Below are 15,928 nucleotides of genomic sequence, written 5' to 3'. Positions count from 1 at the left end.
TCCACCCACGCGGCGAACACCGCCGGGTAGTCATCGACCACCGTCATCGCGTGATCGATCTCACGCTGCACCCGCCGGTCCGTGGACCGCGCCATCCCCGCGGCCTCGGCAGCGACCGACCGCAGCTCCATGTCGGACGCCATCCCGCGAACCCCACCCTGCCGTGCCTCGCGCAACGCCGACCGGCCCAGCTCCGCGAGCGCACGCACGTGCGCGACCTCGCCAGCGTGCTTGAGCGTCAACGCCTGCTCGAGCTCGGAGAACGCCGCCTCGTGGGGGAGGCCGCTGCTCGACGCTCCCACCGCGCTCGTCGCACCGTTCGCTTTCATGTTCCCATCATGCCAGCAGGGTGCGACACGACTATCGAACAGATGTTCCCCTGAGTGATGCGCGACACCGCGGAGCGGGGAGGAATCACGCGGAAGCGCACCCCTGGGGGCGGATCCGTCTCAGCGGACGAAGCGGACCTCGGTCAAGGTCTCGCCGAGGAAGGGCTCGGTGTGGCTCTGGCCGTCGAGGGCGAAGCCGTTGCGCTCGTAGAACCGGTGGGCGCGGGGGTTGTCCTCGGCGACCCACAGGTAGATCTCCTCGTCCTTCTCGACCGCCGCATCGAACAGCAGCTGTCCGATGCCGGTGCCGTGCCAGGCGTCGAGGAGGTAGATGAAGTACAGCTCGCGCAGGCGGGGAGCGTCACGATCACGCGCAGGTCCCGATCCGACGAAGCCGACGATCTCGCCGCGCACGAGCGCGGCGTGCATCCGGAAGTCGTCGCCCTGCGCGGCCCAGTGCGTCCACAACTCGGCGAGCCGCCGCGGCGAGACGCTCTGGAGGGCAGCGGTGCTGATGAGGTGGTCGTAGGTCTCGTGCCAGCAGGTGGCGTGCACGCGCCCGAGGGCCTCGGCGTCGACATCCCGCACCGGACGGACGACGATGTCGGTCTGCAGTTCGGCTTCCATGGCGTGACTCTACGCGCGGGCGGCGGCGGCGGGAAATCGGAGCCGCGGGGTTGCCGACGCGCGCCTCACGACTCTCGTTCGACGGAGAGCAGCCCGAGCTCGCCGGGGCTCCACCCCGCCTCGACGAGCCGCGCCCGCAGCGACCGCTCGATCGCCTGACGGTCGTGGTCGGTGCGCAGGCGGGTCCCGGCGCCTGCCGCGTCTGACACGGCGGCGGGGTCGATCTCGCGCGTGGCCGCGAGGAGGTCGGAGGACATCCGCGTCGCCCGGGAGGCCCCGAGCGCCGTTCGCAACACGTCGAGGGCTCCGAGCGTCACCGACCAGGCGGGTGCCCCCTCGGGGTGTCTTACGGCGGGCACGGCGGCGGTGGGGGCGTCGTCCGGCCGGTCGGAGACGATCATGACGACAGCGGTGCCGATGACGAGCACGGCCACGCCGCCCACGATCGTCGTCGGGAAGATCGAGAACCCGGTCTCGTAGAGCGACGACTGCCACCCCGCCGTCAGGCCGACGACGACCCGCGAGGCCGAGAACACGCCGTAGCAGCCGAGTGCCGCGCTGAGCAGTCGAGAACCGCGACGGGCGGCGAGGGCGGGATGCCGGGTCGCGACGGCGCCGGCCGCGCAGAGCGCCGCGAGAGCGAGGGCTTTCGTCGAGAGCGAGGTCGGGAGGGGGGCGACGGCCGATACGACGCCGACGGCGATCGCGACGATCCCGACGAGGGCGACCCGTGCGCTCATCCCGCCGCCGAGCGCGCCCAGTCCTGCGAAGACGAACCCGGGCGCCAGCACCATCGCGACGTCGCCGATCACGAGGGACGCGAGATCCTCCGACCGCGAATGCACGAGATACATCAGGCTCGACACGGTCGCCGCCAGAGCCGCGGCCACCCCGAAGCGCAGCAGGCCGCCGCGCCGCCGCCAGCTCGGTCGCAGCACGAAGAGCACGACCAGCGCCGCGACCGTCACGACACAGACCGCGATCAACGCGTATCCGGCTGGCGTCACGCCCCACCCCCTCGCCCACCGGCCCGACGGCGTGCTCTCCGCAACCTACGCGCTGAGGCGGCCGTGAGAAAAGTCGGAGGCGTGATCGGCGGTAATCCGCCTGCTATGGTCGTGTCCCGACACGGGGTGCCCGCGACCGCGAGCTGAGATCAGACCCGTCGAACCTGCTCCAGTGCAATGCTGGCGAAGGGATGTCGAAATGCGCGATGTCGTGCCCACCGTCCGCGGACCCGAGGCGGCGCTGCGAGCGCTGCGGGATGCCGCTCCGCTCACCCACTGCGTGACGAACGCCGTCGTCACCGGGTTCACCGCGAACGCCCTGCTGGCGCTCGGCGCGAGCCCCGCCATGGTCGACAACCCCGGCGAGGCGGGGATGTTCGCCGGTATCGCCGACGGGGTGCTCCTGAACCTCGGCACGCCGACCGAGCAGCAGCGGGCCGCCGCGCGGGAGGTCGTCGGAGCGACCCGGCGCTGGGTCCTCGACCCGGTCGCCGTCGGGATGCTGCCGGTGCGCACGGCGCTCGCCGCCGAGCTCGCGGCGGCTCGGCCGGCGATCATCCGCGGCAACGCCTCCGAGATCGCCGCGGTAGCGGGATCCGGTGCCGGGGGGCGCGGCGTCGACAGCCTCGAAGCGCCCGAGGCCGTACGGACTCTCGCGGTCTCGCTCGCCCGGCGCACCGGTGCGGTCGTGGCCGTCTCGGGCGCGGTCGACCTGATCACCGACGGCGATCACGTGGTCCGCGTGCCCGGGGGCGACCCCGTGCTCACGCGGGTCACCGGCGGCGGCTGCTCTCTCGGCGCCACGATGGCGGCGTTCCTCGGTGTCGCCGAGCCGTTGTCGGCCGCGGCGGCCGCCTCGGTCGCGCACAAGCGCGCCGCGGAGGCCGCGGCATCGACGGCATCCGGTCCCGGGTCGTTCGCGGTCGCGTTCCTCGACGCCCTCGCGGCCGTGGCGCCGGAGGACCTCGGCGGGACGGAGTACCTCGAGGAGCCGGCCCGCGTCGAGTCGTTCGCCGCGGGAGCCGTCCGGTGACCCGCCGGGCCGGCCTCGATCTGTCCCTCCATCTCGTCACCGACGACCGCGTGGCCTTCGACACGCTGCCGGCGATCGTCGATGCGGCCATCGCCGGTGGCGTCACGGTCGTGCAGCTGCGGGACAAGCGCGTGAGCGCGGCCGAGCTGCTCCGTCGCACCGGCGTGATCGCGGGCGTGGTGGCGGGCCGGGTCCCGCTGATCGTCGACGATCGGGTCGACGTCGTCCTCGCCGCCGTCGACGCGGGGGTGCAGGTGGACGGCGTCCACCTCGGACAGGAAGACATCCCGCCCGGCGTGGCGCGGCGCCTCCTCGGTCCCGACGCCGTCATCGGATGGACGGCGAACGAGGCTGCGCACCTCCGCGCGGCCGCCGAGATGCCGTCGGGCACGCTCGACTACCTGGGCGTCGGGGTCATCCGGCCGACGCGGACGAAGGCGGACCATCCGCCCGCGCTCGGGGTCGAGGGCTTCGGCGCGTGCGCGGCGGCCACGTCGCTCGCCTGTGTCGCGATCGGCGGGGTGGGTCCCGACGATGTCGCCCCGCTGCGGCGGGCCGGAGCCGCCGGGGTCGCGGTCGTGTCGGCGATCTGCGCCGCAGGCGACCCCGCCGCGGCGGCCCGCGAGCTCCGCGACGCGGAGCGGCGGGGACGCGTGGCGGCGGGCGGTGGCGTCCGATGACGAGCACACCGCGCGTGCCCCGCGTCCTGAGTATCGCCGGGACCGATCCGACGGGCGGCGCCGGGCTCCAGGCCGACCTCAAATCGATCGCCGCGCTCGGCGGCTACGGCATGGCGGCCGTGACCGCGCTCGTCGCGCAGAACACCCGGGGCGTGCGGGCCGTGCATGTGCCTCCTGAGGGCTTCCTCCGCGCCCAGCTCGACGCCGTGGGCGACGACGTCGAGATCGATGCGGTGAAGATCGGGATGCTGCACTCCGCGCCGATCGTCACGGTGGTCGACGAGTGGCTCGCCGCGCGCCGCGGCGACGTCGTCGTGCTCGACCCCGTGATGATCGCGACGAGCGGCGACCGGCTGCTCGACGCCGCGGCGGAGAGCGGGATCCGCGACCTGTGCCGCCGCGTCGACCTCGTGACCCCGAACCTACCGGAGCTGGCGGTCCTCGTCGACGAGCCGGTCGCGCACACGTGGTCCGACGCCCGCGCTCAGGCGCGGCGATTCGCCGGACGGGCGAACACGACGGTGCTCGTCAAGGGAGGGCATCTGGCGGGCGAGGAGTGCCCCGACGCGATCGTGACCTCCGACGGGGTGGTGGCCGAGGTGTCGCGGCGTCGTATCGTCTCGACGAACACGCACGGCACCGGCTGCTCGCTGTCGGCGGCGATGGCCACGCTGGCTGCGGCGGGTCTGGACTGGCCCGACGCCCTCACGCGCGCCACGACCTGGCTCGCCGGTGCGATCGTGGCGGGCTCCGCCCTCTCGGTCGGGCGCGGCAACGGCCCGATCGACCACATGCACGAGTTCCGCGATCGGCACGCGACCGGACGCCTCGGCAGCGGCGACCCGGGTCGAGGATGGACTGCCGAGGTGTGGCGATGCGCCGCGCCGATCCGCGCCGCCGTCGAGGCGTGCTCGTTCGTCGACGGTCTGCGCACCGGCGCCCTCGCCCCCGACCGCTTCGCGTGGTACCTGCGTCAGGACGCGCTCTACCTGTCGGAGTACGCCCGCGTGCTCGCACGGGCGAGCGCTCTGGCGCCCGACGGCGCCGAGCAGGTGTTCTGGGCGGAGTCGGCCGCTTCTGCCATCGCCGTGGAGTCCGAGCTCCACCGTTCTCGGATCGACACCGTTGACGTCGAGCCGGCGTCGTCCACACTCGCGTACACCGATCACCTGCAGGCCGCGGCCTCGCGCGGTTCGTACGGCGAGCTCGTCGCCGCCCTGCTGCCCTGCTTCTGGCTGTACTCCGATCTGGGCGAGCGACTCGCCGGGGCTCGGCATCCGGGGCATCCGTATCGCGATTGGCTCGAGACCTACGCCGATCCGGGCTTCGCCGCCTCGACGCGGAGGGCCGTCGACATCGTCGACCGGGCGGCCGCAGGAGCCTCGCCGAGGGAACGAGGACGGATGGCCACAGCCTTCGACCGCTCGATGCGGCACGAGTTGGCGTTCTTCCGGGCGCCCGTCGCCGCGGCAGCCCTCGTCGCCGGCGAAACACGGCCGGAGGTGCCGCTGCGCGGGGCCTAGTCTGAGCACATGCCGAAGGAGAGATCCGGCCGAGCCACCATGAAGGACGTCGCAGCGCTCGCCGGAGTCTCGGCCAAGACGGTCTCCAACGTGCTCACCGGGACGGCGGTGGTGCGTCCCGAGACGCAGCAGCGCGTCGAGGCGGCCATGCGCGAGCTCGACTTCGTCCCCAACCTGAGCGCCCGCGGGCTGCGGAACGGACGCTCGGGGGTGATCGCGATCGCCCTGCCCGACCTCGCGACGGCGTTCTCGGCCGACATGCTCCATCACCTGGTCGACGCCGCCCACCAGCGCGGATACGCCGTGCAGATCGAGGAGACCGCGCTCGAGCCCGAGCGCGAGCGCGACCTCGTCTCACGGGCACGGCAGCACCTCGTCGACGGCGTCGTGCTGAATCCGATCCGCATCGAGGACAGCGTCGTCGACCGCGACGATCGTCTGCCGCCCGTCGTGCTCATCGGAGAGGTCGAGCAGCACGTGACCGACCGGGTCCTCATCGACAGTCGCGCCGGAGCCCGCGACGCCGTCGCGCATCTCATCGCGCGCGGCGCGCGGCGGATCGCGGCGATCGGCGGCGACGGGCGCGCCGACCACGCGACGGCGACGAGTCGGCTCCGCCTGGCGGGCATGCTCGACGCGCTCGCCGCTGCCGGCATCGAGCACGATGCGCGGCGGGAGATCAACGTGCTGCCCTGGAACATGGCGGCGGGGGCCACAGGCGTCGGTGCTCTGATGGAGCGTGGGGTGGCGTTCGACGCCGTGCTCTGCTTCACCGACTCGATCGCGGTCGGAGCGCTCCACGCGCTCGCTTCTGCGGGCATCCGGGTTCCCGACGATGTGCTCGTGTGCGGCTTCGATGACGTCGAGCAGTCACGGTTCACGACTCCGGAGCTCACGACCGTCTCGTTCGACCGACACGAGTTCGCCCGCGCGACGATCGCCCTGCTCGAGGAGCGTATGACGGCGCGCGACGCTCCCGTCCGCGCTGTCGCGATCGCCCACCGGGTCGTGCCCCGAGCGAGCACCCAAGCCGCGCCGGGCGGGCACTTTCCCCGCTGAGTCGTAGGACCATCGTCGCTGAGACCCTTGCGGAGTTATTACATCGATGTAAAAGTAGAGGGGTCCCTGGTTGTCACGATGTCGTGCCGTCACAAAGGAGTGACCGATGGCCCCACCCCTCGAACTCAGTCGGCGGAGGTTCCTCAGCGGAGCCGCCGCCCTCGCCGGAACCGCTTTCCTCGCATCGTGCGCCGGTCTGCCCGGCAGTCCGGGCGCGCGCACCCTGCAGTTCTGGCACCTGCTCTCGGGCGCCGACGGCGTCACCATGTCGGGGTTGATCGACGGCGTCAACGCCGCGCAGTCCGACTACAGCGTCCGGCCGACGGTGCTCGCCTGGGGGGAGCCGTATTACACGAAGCTCGCGATGGCCGCAGCCGGCGGACGGGCGCCGGACGTCTCCGTGATGCACGCGTCGCGCGTCGTCGGGTACGCGCCGGGCGGGCTCCTCGACACCTGGGACACCGCGCGACTCGCCGACCTCGGCGTCGACGCGAGCACCTTCACCGACGCCATCTGGCGCAAGGGGTTCATCGGCGACGACCTCTACAGCGTCGCGCTCGACGCGCATCCCTTCATCCTGATGTACAACACCGAGATCTGCGCCGAGGCGGGCGTGCTCGACAGCGATGGCAAGCTGCCGCCCATCACGTCTCCCGAGGACTTCCTCGAGCTGGGGCGAGCCGTCGCCGCGGTGTCGGAATCGCACGGGCTGTCGTTCGGATACCTCGGCGACGGTGCGCAGATGTGGCGCCTGTTCTACACGCTCTACACCCAGCACGGGCTCGAGATCGAGTTGCCCGAGGGCGGGCGGGCGCAGATCGACGAGGATGCCGCCGTCGCGGCGCTGAGCTTCATGCAGCAGCTGCTCGACGACGAGATCGCCTCACGCAGCGCCGATTACCAGAGCGCGATCGCGGAGTTCGCGACCGGCCGCAGCGGGCTCTTCCTGACGGGGGTCTGGGAACTGCGCTCGATGCAGCAGCAGGACCTCCCGATCGACGCCACCGTCATCCCGGCAGTGTTCGGCACGCCCTCGGTCTACGCAGACTCGCACTCCTTCACGCTCCCGCACCAGAGCGCGCCCGACGAGGAGAGCCGCGACCTGGTCTACCGCTTCGTCGCAGACATCCTGAAGGGCTCGTTCGACTGGGCGGGCGCCGGTCACATCCCCGCCTACCTTCCGGTGACGCAGTCGCCCGCGTACGCCGACCTCCTGCCGCAGGCGCACTACGCCGAGGCCGCCGAGCTCGTCAAATACGACCCGCCCGCGTGGTTCACCGGCTCGGGCTCGCGGTTCCAGGCCGACTTCGGAGCCGCCGTGCAGAACGTCCTGCTGCGCGGCGCCGATCCCGCCGAGGCGGTCGCGCGCTTCCGCGCGGGCGTCGAGCAGCGCCTGCAGACGCCGAACCCTGCTGCGCCGGAAGGAGCCCGCGCATGACCCTCGACACCGGATCCGCGCGCGCCGGTCTCGCCGACACCGCGGCGACGCGGACGATCGTCACGGGCGCCCGCACCGGGCGGCGCCGCCACGCCGGCGACCGCGGCGAGCAGCGCATCGCCTGGAGCTTCCTCGCGCCGTTCCTCGCCGCCTTCCTCCTGTTCCTCGTGTGGCCGCTGCTGCACGGCCTGTACCTGAGCTTCACCGACCAGTCGCTCACCGGCGCGGGCGGCTCGTTCATCGGGATCGCGAACTACGTCGAGGCGTTGGGCGACCCCGTCATGTGGCAGTCACTGGGCAACACCGCCTGGTTCACGGTGCTCTCGACCGTGCCGCTCGTCGCCCTCGCCCTCGTCATGGCCCTGCTCGTCCAGCGCGGCCTGCCCGGTCAATGGCTGTGGCGGCTGTCGTTCTTCATGCCCTACCTGCTCGCCTCGACGGTGATCTCGCAGATGTGGGTGTGGATCTTCAACCCGCAGATCGGCGCGGCCAACAACATCCTCGAGGCATTCGGCCTCGAACCGATCGCGTGGCTGCAGAACCCCGACACCAACATGCTCGCGATCGTCGTCGCGACCGTGTGGTGGACGATCGGGTTCAACTTCCTGCTGTACCTCGCGGCGCTCCAGAACATCCCCGAGACCCAGTACGAAGCGGCCTCGATCGACGGCGCGGGGGAGTGGCGCAAGCTCTTCTCGATCACCATCCCGCAGCTCGGCCAGGTCACGGTGCTCATCGTCATCCTGCAGGTGCTGGCATCGCTCAAGCTGTTCGACCAGGCGTATCAGATGCTCGGAGGCATCGCGAGCGAGACCACCCGCTCGATCGTCCAGTACATCTACGAGTCCGGGTTCGTCGGCTACCGCTTCGGCTACTCGGCCGCCATCTCGTACGTCTTCTTCGCCGTCATCGTGCTGATCGGCGTCATCCAGGCCCTCGCCACCCGTCGCCGGAAGGAGCACTCATGAGCGTCACCACCGCAGGCTCCACGGCTACGCGCGCCGTCGTCGCGCCCGGGGTCGGTCCCGACCCGCGCGGGAGCAAGCCCGGGCAGCGCCGACTCGGCGCGGTCACCATCGCCGCGTTCGTCGCCCTCGCGCTCCTCGCGATCGGGTGGCTGCTGCCGTTCCTCTGGGCGGTCGCGACCGCCTTCAAGACCGAGACGGATGCCGCCTCGGGAGCGGGCGGCTGGGTCGGTGAGAGCGGGCCCACCACGGAGGCCTTCACCTCGATCCTCTCGCAGGGGAACGTCTGGATCTGGGCCGGCAACAGCCTCTGGACCTCCGCCGTCATCACCCTCCTCACGGTCGCGATCTCGGCCGTGGCCGCGTACGCGTTCTCGCGTCTGGAGTTCCGGGGCAAGAAGCTGCTCTACGGCGCGGTCATCGCCTCGATCGTGATCCCGCCACAGGTGCTGATCATCCCGCTGTTCTACGAGATGCTCGCCTTCAACCTCGTCGACACCCCGTGGGGGCTGATCCTGCCGCAGATCGTCGCGCCGGCGATGGTCTTCATCCTGAAGAAATTCTTCGACCAGGTGCCGATCGAGCTCGAGGATGCCGCGCGCGTCGACGGTGCCGGACGCTTCCGCGTGTTCTGGTCGATCGTGCTGCCGCTGTCGCGGCCCATCCTCGGGGCCGTCGCGATCTTCGTCTCCATCGGCGCATGGAACAACTTCCTCTGGCCGTTCCTCATCATCAACGACACGACCCTCATGACCCTGCCGGTGGGGCTCCAAACCGTCATCAGCGCCTACGGCGTGCAGTACGCGCAGGTCATGGCCCAGGCGGTGCTGGCCTCCGTGCCGCTGATCGTCGTCTTCCTGGTGTTCCAGAAGCAGATCGTCCGCGGCGTCGCGACCACCGGCTTCGGCGGTCAGTGACCGGCGAAGCAGCGCCGCGCACCGTCTCGACACCCCCACCCGCATCCCGCATCCCCTATAGAACAGGAGCATCATGCCCCGCGCCCGCATCGTCCTCGATCGCGACTTCACCGTGGCCGACGTGCCGCGCCGCCTCTTCGGCTCGTTCGTCGAGCACATGGGTCGCTGCGTCTACACCGGCATCTACGAGCCCGGCCACCCGCAGGCCGATGTCCGCGGCTTCCGTCGCGACGTCCTCTCGCTCGTGAAGGAGCTCGGCGCCACGGTCGTCCGCTACCCCGGCGGCAACTTCGTGTCGGGCTACAACTGGGAGGACGGCGTCGGACCCGCCGCCGACCGGCCGCACCGCCTCGACGGCGCCTGGCACACCGTCGAGACCAACGCGTTCGGACTCCACGAGTTCGTCGACTGGGCACGCGAGGCCCAGGTCGAGGTCATGGAGGCCGTGAACCTCGGCACGCGGGGCGTCGACGAGGCCCGCGCCCTCGTCGAGTACGCCAATCACCCCGGCGGCACGTACTGGTCGGACCTCCGTCGCCGGAACGGTGCCGCAGACCCGTTCGACATCCGCCTGTGGTGCCTCGGCAACGAGCTCGACGGCCCGTGGCAGATCGGCCACAAGACCGCCCGCGAGTACGGCCGCCTCGCCCAGGAGACGGCGAAGGCGATGCGCCTCGTCGACCCCGACATCGAGCTCGTCGCGGTGGGCTCGTCGAACCGGCAGATGCCGACCTTCGGCACGTGGGAGCACACCGTCCTCACGCACGCGTACGACGAGGTCGACTACATCTCGATGCACGCCTACTACCAGGAGGACGAGGGGGACGCGGCATCCTTCCTCGCCGAGGCCGTCGACATGGACGCCTTCATCGACGGCGTCGTGTCGACGATCGACGCGGTCAAGGCCGCCGGGAAGCATCGCAAGCAGGTCGACATCTCGTTCGACGAGTGGAACGTCTGGTATCAGCAGGGCCTCGACACCGAGGACCAGCCGCACATCGTCTCGGCGTCGAAGGAATGGCGCGCCCACCCGCGTCTCATCGAGGACACGTACAACGTCACCGACGCCGTCGTCGTCGGGACCTTCCTGCACAGCCTGCTGCGTCACGGCGACCGCGTACGCATCGCCAACCAAGCGCAGCTGGTCAACGTGATCGCGCCCATCCGTTCGGAGGAGGGCGGTCCGGCGTGGCGTCAGTCCATCTTCTGGCCCTTCGCGCGTATGTCGCAGCTCGCGCAGGGCCGGGTGCTGCGCCTCGCGATCGACTCCGACCAGACTCCGACGGCGAAGTTCGGCGACGTGGACGTCGTGGACGCCGCCGCCACATGGGACGAGTCGACCGGCCGGGTCGCGCTGTTCGTCGCGAACCGATCGCTCGACTCCGAGACGGACGTCTCGCTCGAGCTGCGCGGGTTGGGCGCTTCGAGCGTCGTGTCGGCCGAGGTGTTGACCGTGCCCGCGGACGGCGACCGGCTGTCGGTCAACACCGAGCAGGAGCAGGACGCCGTCGGCCTCGTGCCGCTCCGCGGCGTCGGCCTCGACGAGGGCACGCTGCGAGCCACCCTGCCGGCGCTGTCGTGGGCTGTGATCGTGCTCGACACCGCGCGCGCCTGACCCGCGGCTTCTCCGTTCTGCGGGCGGGCGGGCGCGCGAGTTGTCGGAGATGTACAACGGATGCGGCCGCGGGCATGGGTGATCCGATAGCGTCTGCCCTCGTGAACGTGTGGCTCCGGACCCTCCTGACGATCTGGCGAGCGAAGCGCCAGCTGAGCAGGAAGGGCCCGCGGCCGCTCATGGCGGTCGGCCGCGTGCGGTTGCGGACGCTGCCCACCGACATCGACCTGCTCGGCCACATGAACAACGGCCGCTACGCGTCGCTGTTCGACCTCGGCCGATTCGACCTTCTCGTGCGCAACGGCATCTGGGACACCTTCCAGGAGAAGGGCTGGTACGGCGTCGTCGCGAGCAGCACGATCACCTTCCGGAAGTCGTTGAACCTCTGGCAGCGCTTCACGATCGAGACCCGGCTGCACGGGCACGACGACAAGTCGGTCTACATGGTCCACCGGGCGGTGGTCGGGGGCGAGGTCTACGCCGAGATGCTCGTGCGGTCGCGGTTCCTCCGTCGCACGGGCGGCATCGTCCCGCTCGACGAGCTGTTCGCGGTGCTCGGACGTCGCGACGACCTGCCCGAGCTCGAGCCGTGGATGACCGAGTGGGCCGCCGCGACGGCGCTGCCCTCGACGCGCGCCGAGGCGCCCAGCGTCTGGGAGTGACCCCGGGCGAGGCGCCGCGGCGGACGGGAACCCGCGACGTAGGCTGACGGCATGTCCGACACCGCTTCGTCCGGCAGCACCCCGCCGGACCTCCCCGTCGACGATCCGCTCGCTCATCGGGCGGTCGAGTTGGCGCGGACGTGGGTCCACACCTCGGCGGACTTCCCCGCGGATGGCGCGGCGCAACGCCTCGCCGGAGTGCTGCGCGACCCGAACGGACTGCCTTTCACGATCGGCTTCGTCGACGGCGTGATGCGCCCGGAGAGCGTGACGGCCGCCGCGTCGCGGCTGCACCATGTCGCGCCGCTCGTGCCGGAGTTCCTGCCCTGGTACCTGCGCGGCGCCGTGCGCGTCGGCGGTGCCGTCGCCCCCGTGCTGCCGACGCCCGTCGTGCCCATCGCCCGCACGGCCCTGCGTGAGATGGTCGGCCACCTCGTCGTCGACGCCCGGCCTCACAAGCTGGGTCCGGCGATCGCCCGCATCCGCGAGTCGGGGGCCCGCCTCAACCTCAATCTGCTCGGTGAGGCGGTGCTCGGCGAGGACGAGGCGCGGCGGCGTCTCGAGGGCATCCACGAGCTGATCCGCCGCGACGACGTCGACTACGTCTCGGTCAAGGTCTCGGCGATCATCAGCCGCATCTCGATGTGGGCGTTCGACGAGGTCGTCGCCGACGTGGTCGAGCGGCTGCTGCCGCTGTACCTCAGCGCCGCCGAGGACGGCACGTTCATCAACCTCGACATGGAGGAGTACCGCGACCTCGATCTGACGATCGCCGTCTTCACCCGCATCCTCGAGGACGAGCGGCTGCGGGGGCTCGAGGCGGGCATCGTGCTGCAGGCCTACCTGCCCGACGCCGCCGACGCCCTCGACGAGCTGACCACGTGGGCGCAGGCACGGGTCGCCGCCGGGGGGAGCCGCATCAAGGTCCGACTGGTCAAGGGGGCGAATCTCGCAATGGAGCGGGTGGATGCTGCGATGCACGGCTGGCCGCTCGCCACCCACGGGAGCAAGCTCGACGCCGACGCGATGTACCTGCGGTGCCTCGACCGCGCCCTGCGACCCGACCGGAGCGCGGCCGTGCGCATCGGCGTCGCCGGCCACAACCTGTTCGACATCGCCTACGCCTGGCTGCTGGCGGGGGAGCGGGGCGTGCGCGACGACATCGAGATCGAGATGCTGCTCGGCATGGCGCAGGGACAGGTCGCCGCGGTCACCGAGGATGTCGGACACGTGCTGCTGTACGTACCGGTCGTACGGCCGGACGAGTTCGACGTCGCCATCAGCTATCTCGTGCGTCGTCTCGAGGAGAACGCCTCGAACGAGAACTTCCTGTCGGCGGCCTTCGACCTCGACACCGACGCGACCCTGTTCGAGCGCGAGCGCGATCGGTTCGTCGCCTCTCTCGAGCGGGCGAGCGACCCGGCTCTGCCGGGGCGTCCGAACCGCACGCAGGACCGAGGCCTCGCCCTGCGCGCGATCGCGCCGCAGCGCATCACGCGCGACCCCGCGCCCGGCGACGAGGGGCTGACGCAGGCGGTTCTCGGCATCGCCGACGCCGCCGGGGCGGAGGACACGACCGCGGTAGGCGGGCGTGACGACATCCTGTTCGGCGGCGAGCGGTTCGTCGAGACCGCCGTCTACGCGCCGCGCGAGTCGCGCCGCGGCCCTGCTCTCGGCGCCCCCGGCTTCGTGAACGCGCCCGACACCGATCCGGCGCTCGCCGTGAACCGCGTCTGGGCGCGCGACATCCTCGCACGCATCGACGACAGCATCGCCGGTGACGAGACGATCGCGGCGGCGCGGGTCGGCGACGTCGCGGCGCTCGATGAGATCGTGGGGCGCGTCGGGGCCGCGGCCTCCGCCTGGGGCGCGCTCGCCGCAGCCGATCGCAGCGCTGTGCTGCTCGCCGCCTCGCGCGCCCTCGAGTCGCGCCGCGCGGAGCTCATCGAGGTCGCCGCCTCGGAGACCGGCAAGGTGCTCGCCGAAGCCGACGTCGAGGTCAGCGAGGCGGTCGACTTCGCCGCCTACTACGCGGCGACGGCGCGCGAACTCGACCGCGTCAGCGGGGCCGTGTTCGAGCCAGCGTCGGTCACCGTCGTCGCGCCGCCGTGGAACTTCCCGCTCGCCATCCCGGCGGGCGGCGTGCTCGCGGCCCTCGCGGCGGGCTCGGGCGTCGTCTTCAAGCCGGCCCCGCAGGCGCGCCGCTGCGCCGCCGTCGTCGCCGAGGCGCTGTGGGAGGCGGGCGTGCCGCGCGATCTGCTCGCCCTGGTCGACCTCGACGAGGGCGAGCTCGGCCGCGAGCTGATCACGCATCCCTCGGTCGACCGCGTCATCCTGACCGGGTCGTGGGAGACCGCGGCGCTGTTCCGTTCGTGGCGGCCGGAACTGCCGCTGCTGGCCGAGACGAGCGGTAAGAACGCGATCGTCGTCATGCCGTCGGCCGACCTCGACCTGGCGGCCGCCGACCTCATCAAGAGCGCCTTCGGACACGCGGGGCAGAAGTGCTCCGCCGCATCGCTCGCGATCCTCGTCGGTCCGGTCGGACGCTCGAAGCGGTTCGCGCGGCAGCTCGTCGACGCGACGCGATCGCTGCGGGTGGGGCCGCCCACGGATCCGCGCAGCGAGGTCGGCCCGCTCATCGAACCGCCCCACGGCAAACTCGACTGGGCGCTCACGACCCTCGATGACGGGGAGCGCTGGCTCGTGGAGCCGCGACCCCTCGACCTCGGGGACGGCGCCGGAGGACGGCTCTGGTCGCCGGGCGTCAAGGTCGGGGTGCGGGCGGGATCGCGCACGCATCTCGAGGAGTTCTTCGGGCCGGTGCTCGGCGTCATGCACGCCCGCTCGCTCGACGAGGCGATCGAGCTGCAGAACGCCGTGGCGTACGGGCTGACCGCGGGCCTGCACACGCAGGACGCCGACGACCTCGCGACCTGGCTCGACCGCGTCGAGGCCGGCAACCTGTACGTCAACCGCGGGATCACGGGTGCGATCGTGCAGCGGCAGCCGTTCGGCGGCTGGAAGCGGTCGTCGGTCGGTCCGGGCACCAAGGCGGGCGGGCCGAACTATCTCGTAGGCCTCGGCACATGGCGCGCGTCGCAGGGCGCGGCATCCAGCACCCTGCATCTGCGCGGTCTCGACTCGCGCATCACGACCATCATCGAGTCGGCGCAGCCCACGCTCGACTACGAGTCCTTCGAATGGCTGCGGCGCGGCGCCTTGGCTGATGCCGTCGTCTGGGACCGCGAGTTCGGCCAGGTGCGCGACGTGTCGGGACTCGGCGTCGAGCGCAACCTGTTCCGCTACCGGCCGGTCGACGTCGCCGTGCGCGCGGCCGCTGATGCGACCTGGCAGGCCGTGCTGCGCGTGCTCGTCGCGGGCGTGCGGGCCGGGTCGGTCGTGTCGCTGAGCTCGCCGGTGGGTCTTCTCGCCGAGGTCCGCCGCGCGCTCGGCGAAGTCGACATCGCCGTTTCGGTCGAGTCCGACGGCGAGTGGCTCGAGCGCCTCGCCGTGCCGGAGCGCCGCCCCGGCCGCATCCGCCTGGTCGGGTCTCGCGAGACGGTCGCCGAGGTGCGCGCCGGCATCGCCGCGGCGACGGAGGGCGACCCGGATGTGTCCGTCTACACCGACGAGGTCACGACGGCGGGCCGCATCGAGCTGCTCCCGTTCCTGCACGAGCAGTCGATCACGGTCACCGCGCACCGCTTCGGCAACCCCGACCCCTGGTCCGAATCCGTCATCTGAACCGCCGCCGGTGGCTGCGGTGGCGCCGTCTCGGTAGCGTGGCGGGATGACGGACGACGCAGCCGCCGCGCCCACCCTGATTCTTGCCCGCCTGTCGATCGAGCGCGAATCGCTCCTCGGGTCGTTGTTCATCGGGCTCGGGGCGGTGGGGCTCGCCCTCGCGGTCATCGCGCTGGCGTTCTCGCCGTCGCTCAGCCTGCCCATGCTCGTGGGTGCGGTGTTGCTCGTGCACGGCATCCTGCGGCGTTCTGCCGCCGCCCGTGCCGCGGCCGCGCTCCGGCAGATCGAGGCCCGCTCAACGCCGCAGTAATCGCGCACCCGCGCCGTGG

13 protein-coding genes, 1 pseudogene and 1 riboswitch are annotated in these 15,928 nt (G+C 71.7%); of the genes and pseudogenes, 11 read left to right on the top strand and 3 right to left on the bottom strand.

Features of this window, described 5'->3' with window-relative positions; translation table 11 throughout:
- The 3 genes and pseudogenes from BLT21_RS06975 to BLT21_RS06965 all read right to left on the bottom strand — a co-directional run.
- A pseudogene (locus BLT21_RS06975) lies at positions 1–329 on the bottom strand (hypothetical protein); the annotation flags it as partial.
- Positions 330–449: 120 nt separating this feature from the next.
- Positions 450–956 carry a GNAT family N-acetyltransferase gene (locus BLT21_RS06970; RefSeq protein ID WP_091500601.1) on the bottom strand — a complete coding sequence of 169 codons (507 nt, stop codon included), beginning with the start codon at positions 954–956 and terminating at the stop codon, positions 450–452.
- A gap of 65 nt (positions 957–1,021) precedes the next feature.
- Positions 1,022–1,963: a hypothetical protein gene (locus BLT21_RS06965; protein ID WP_143024949.1), complete on the bottom strand. Its 942-nt coding sequence runs from the start codon at positions 1,961–1,963 to the stop codon at positions 1,022–1,024.
- Positions 1,964–2,075: 112 nt separating this feature from the next.
- Positions 2,076–2,172, top strand: a riboswitch (TPP riboswitch).
- Between BLT21_RS06965 and thiM the strand changes: the two genes are divergently transcribed.
- From thiM to BLT21_RS06910, 11 genes are all read left to right on the top strand, one after another.
- Positions 2,163–2,996, top strand: coding sequence for a hydroxyethylthiazole kinase (gene thiM, locus BLT21_RS06960; RefSeq protein ID WP_091500599.1), 834 nt, complete (start codon positions 2,163–2,165; stop codon positions 2,994–2,996). (Overlaps the previous riboswitch by 10 nt.)
- A complete protein-coding gene (gene thiE / locus BLT21_RS06955) occupies positions 2,993–3,676 on the top strand; it encodes a thiamine phosphate synthase (protein WP_091500598.1) in 684 nt (227 codons plus the stop codon). The genes thiM and thiE overlap by 4 nt, the downstream gene beginning before the upstream one ends.
- The gene (locus tag BLT21_RS06950) at positions 3,673–5,199 is read left to right on the top strand and encodes a bifunctional hydroxymethylpyrimidine kinase/phosphomethylpyrimidine kinase (protein ID WP_091500597.1); all 1,527 of its coding nucleotides are present in this window, start codon (positions 3,673–3,675) and stop codon (positions 5,197–5,199) included. The genes thiE and BLT21_RS06950 overlap by 4 nt, the downstream gene beginning before the upstream one ends.
- A 9-nt stretch (positions 5,200–5,208) precedes the next feature.
- Complete coding sequence (locus BLT21_RS06945) at positions 5,209–6,258, top strand: LacI family DNA-binding transcriptional regulator (RefSeq protein ID WP_091500596.1); 1,050 nt, start codon at positions 5,209–5,211, stop codon at positions 6,256–6,258.
- A 106-nt stretch (positions 6,259–6,364) separates the two neighbouring features.
- Positions 6,365–7,696, top strand: coding sequence for an extracellular solute-binding protein (locus BLT21_RS06940; protein WP_091500595.1), 1,332 nt, complete (start codon positions 6,365–6,367; stop codon positions 7,694–7,696).
- Positions 7,693–8,664 (top strand): carbohydrate ABC transporter permease, encoded by a 972-nt coding sequence (locus BLT21_RS06935; protein WP_091500594.1) that lies wholly within the window; start codon positions 7,693–7,695, stop codon positions 8,662–8,664. The genes BLT21_RS06940 and BLT21_RS06935 overlap by 4 nt, the downstream gene beginning before the upstream one ends.
- The gene (locus BLT21_RS06930) at positions 8,661–9,578 is read left to right on the top strand and encodes a carbohydrate ABC transporter permease (RefSeq protein WP_091500593.1); all 918 of its coding nucleotides are present in this window, start codon (positions 8,661–8,663) and stop codon (positions 9,576–9,578) included. The genes BLT21_RS06935 and BLT21_RS06930 overlap by 4 nt, the downstream gene beginning before the upstream one ends.
- Before the next feature lie 73 nt (positions 9,579–9,651).
- A complete protein-coding gene (locus BLT21_RS06925) occupies positions 9,652–11,193 on the top strand; it encodes an arabinosylfuranosidase ArfA (RefSeq protein WP_091500592.1) in 1,542 nt (513 codons plus the stop codon).
- Positions 11,194–11,294: 101 nt separating this feature from the next.
- Positions 11,295–11,855: an acyl-CoA thioesterase gene (locus BLT21_RS06920; RefSeq protein WP_091500591.1), complete on the top strand. Its 561-nt coding sequence runs from the start codon at positions 11,295–11,297 to the stop codon at positions 11,853–11,855.
- Between the two features lie 51 nt (positions 11,856–11,906).
- Positions 11,907–15,599, top strand: a complete 3,693-nt coding sequence (locus tag BLT21_RS06915; protein WP_091500590.1) for a proline dehydrogenase family protein — start codon at positions 11,907–11,909, stop codon at positions 15,597–15,599.
- Positions 15,600–15,645: 46 nt separating this feature from the next.
- The gene (locus BLT21_RS06910; RefSeq protein WP_091500589.1) at positions 15,646–15,909 is read left to right on the top strand and encodes a hypothetical protein; all 264 of its coding nucleotides are present in this window, start codon (positions 15,646–15,648) and stop codon (positions 15,907–15,909) included.
- The last annotated feature ends 19 nt before the right edge of the window (positions 15,910–15,928 follow it).

It is taken from the genome of Microbacterium sp. cf332 (assembly GCF_900102175.1).
Taxonomy (GTDB): Bacteria; Actinomycetota; Actinomycetes; order Actinomycetales; family Microbacteriaceae; genus Microbacterium.
This window is presented reverse-complemented; position numbering and strand designations above follow the sequence as displayed.

Coding starts and splice junctions, on each gene's coding strand:
- BLT21_RS06970 (WP_091500601.1), bottom strand. CDS start 956: ATGGAAGCCGAACTGCAGACCGACATCGTCGTCCGTCCGGTGCGGGAT.
- thiM (WP_091500599.1), top strand. CDS start 2,163: ATGCGCGATGTCGTGCCCACCGTCCGCGGACCCGAGGCGGCGCTGCGA.
- BLT21_RS06950 (WP_091500597.1), top strand. CDS start 3,673: ATGACGAGCACACCGCGCGTGCCCCGCGTCCTGAGTATCGCCGGGACC.
- BLT21_RS06945 (WP_091500596.1), top strand. CDS start 5,209: ATGCCGAAGGAGAGATCCGGCCGAGCCACCATGAAGGACGTCGCAGCG.
- BLT21_RS06940 (WP_091500595.1), top strand. CDS start 6,365: ATGGCCCCACCCCTCGAACTCAGTCGGCGGAGGTTCCTCAGCGGAGCC.
- BLT21_RS06935 (WP_091500594.1), top strand. CDS start 7,693: ATGACCCTCGACACCGGATCCGCGCGCGCCGGTCTCGCCGACACCGCG.
- BLT21_RS06930 (WP_091500593.1), top strand. CDS start 8,661: ATGAGCGTCACCACCGCAGGCTCCACGGCTACGCGCGCCGTCGTCGCG.
- BLT21_RS06925 (WP_091500592.1), top strand. CDS start 9,652: ATGCCCCGCGCCCGCATCGTCCTCGATCGCGACTTCACCGTGGCCGAC.
- BLT21_RS06915 (WP_091500590.1), top strand. CDS start 11,907: ATGTCCGACACCGCTTCGTCCGGCAGCACCCCGCCGGACCTCCCCGTC.
- BLT21_RS06910 (WP_091500589.1), top strand. CDS start 15,646: ATGACGGACGACGCAGCCGCCGCGCCCACCCTGATTCTTGCCCGCCTG.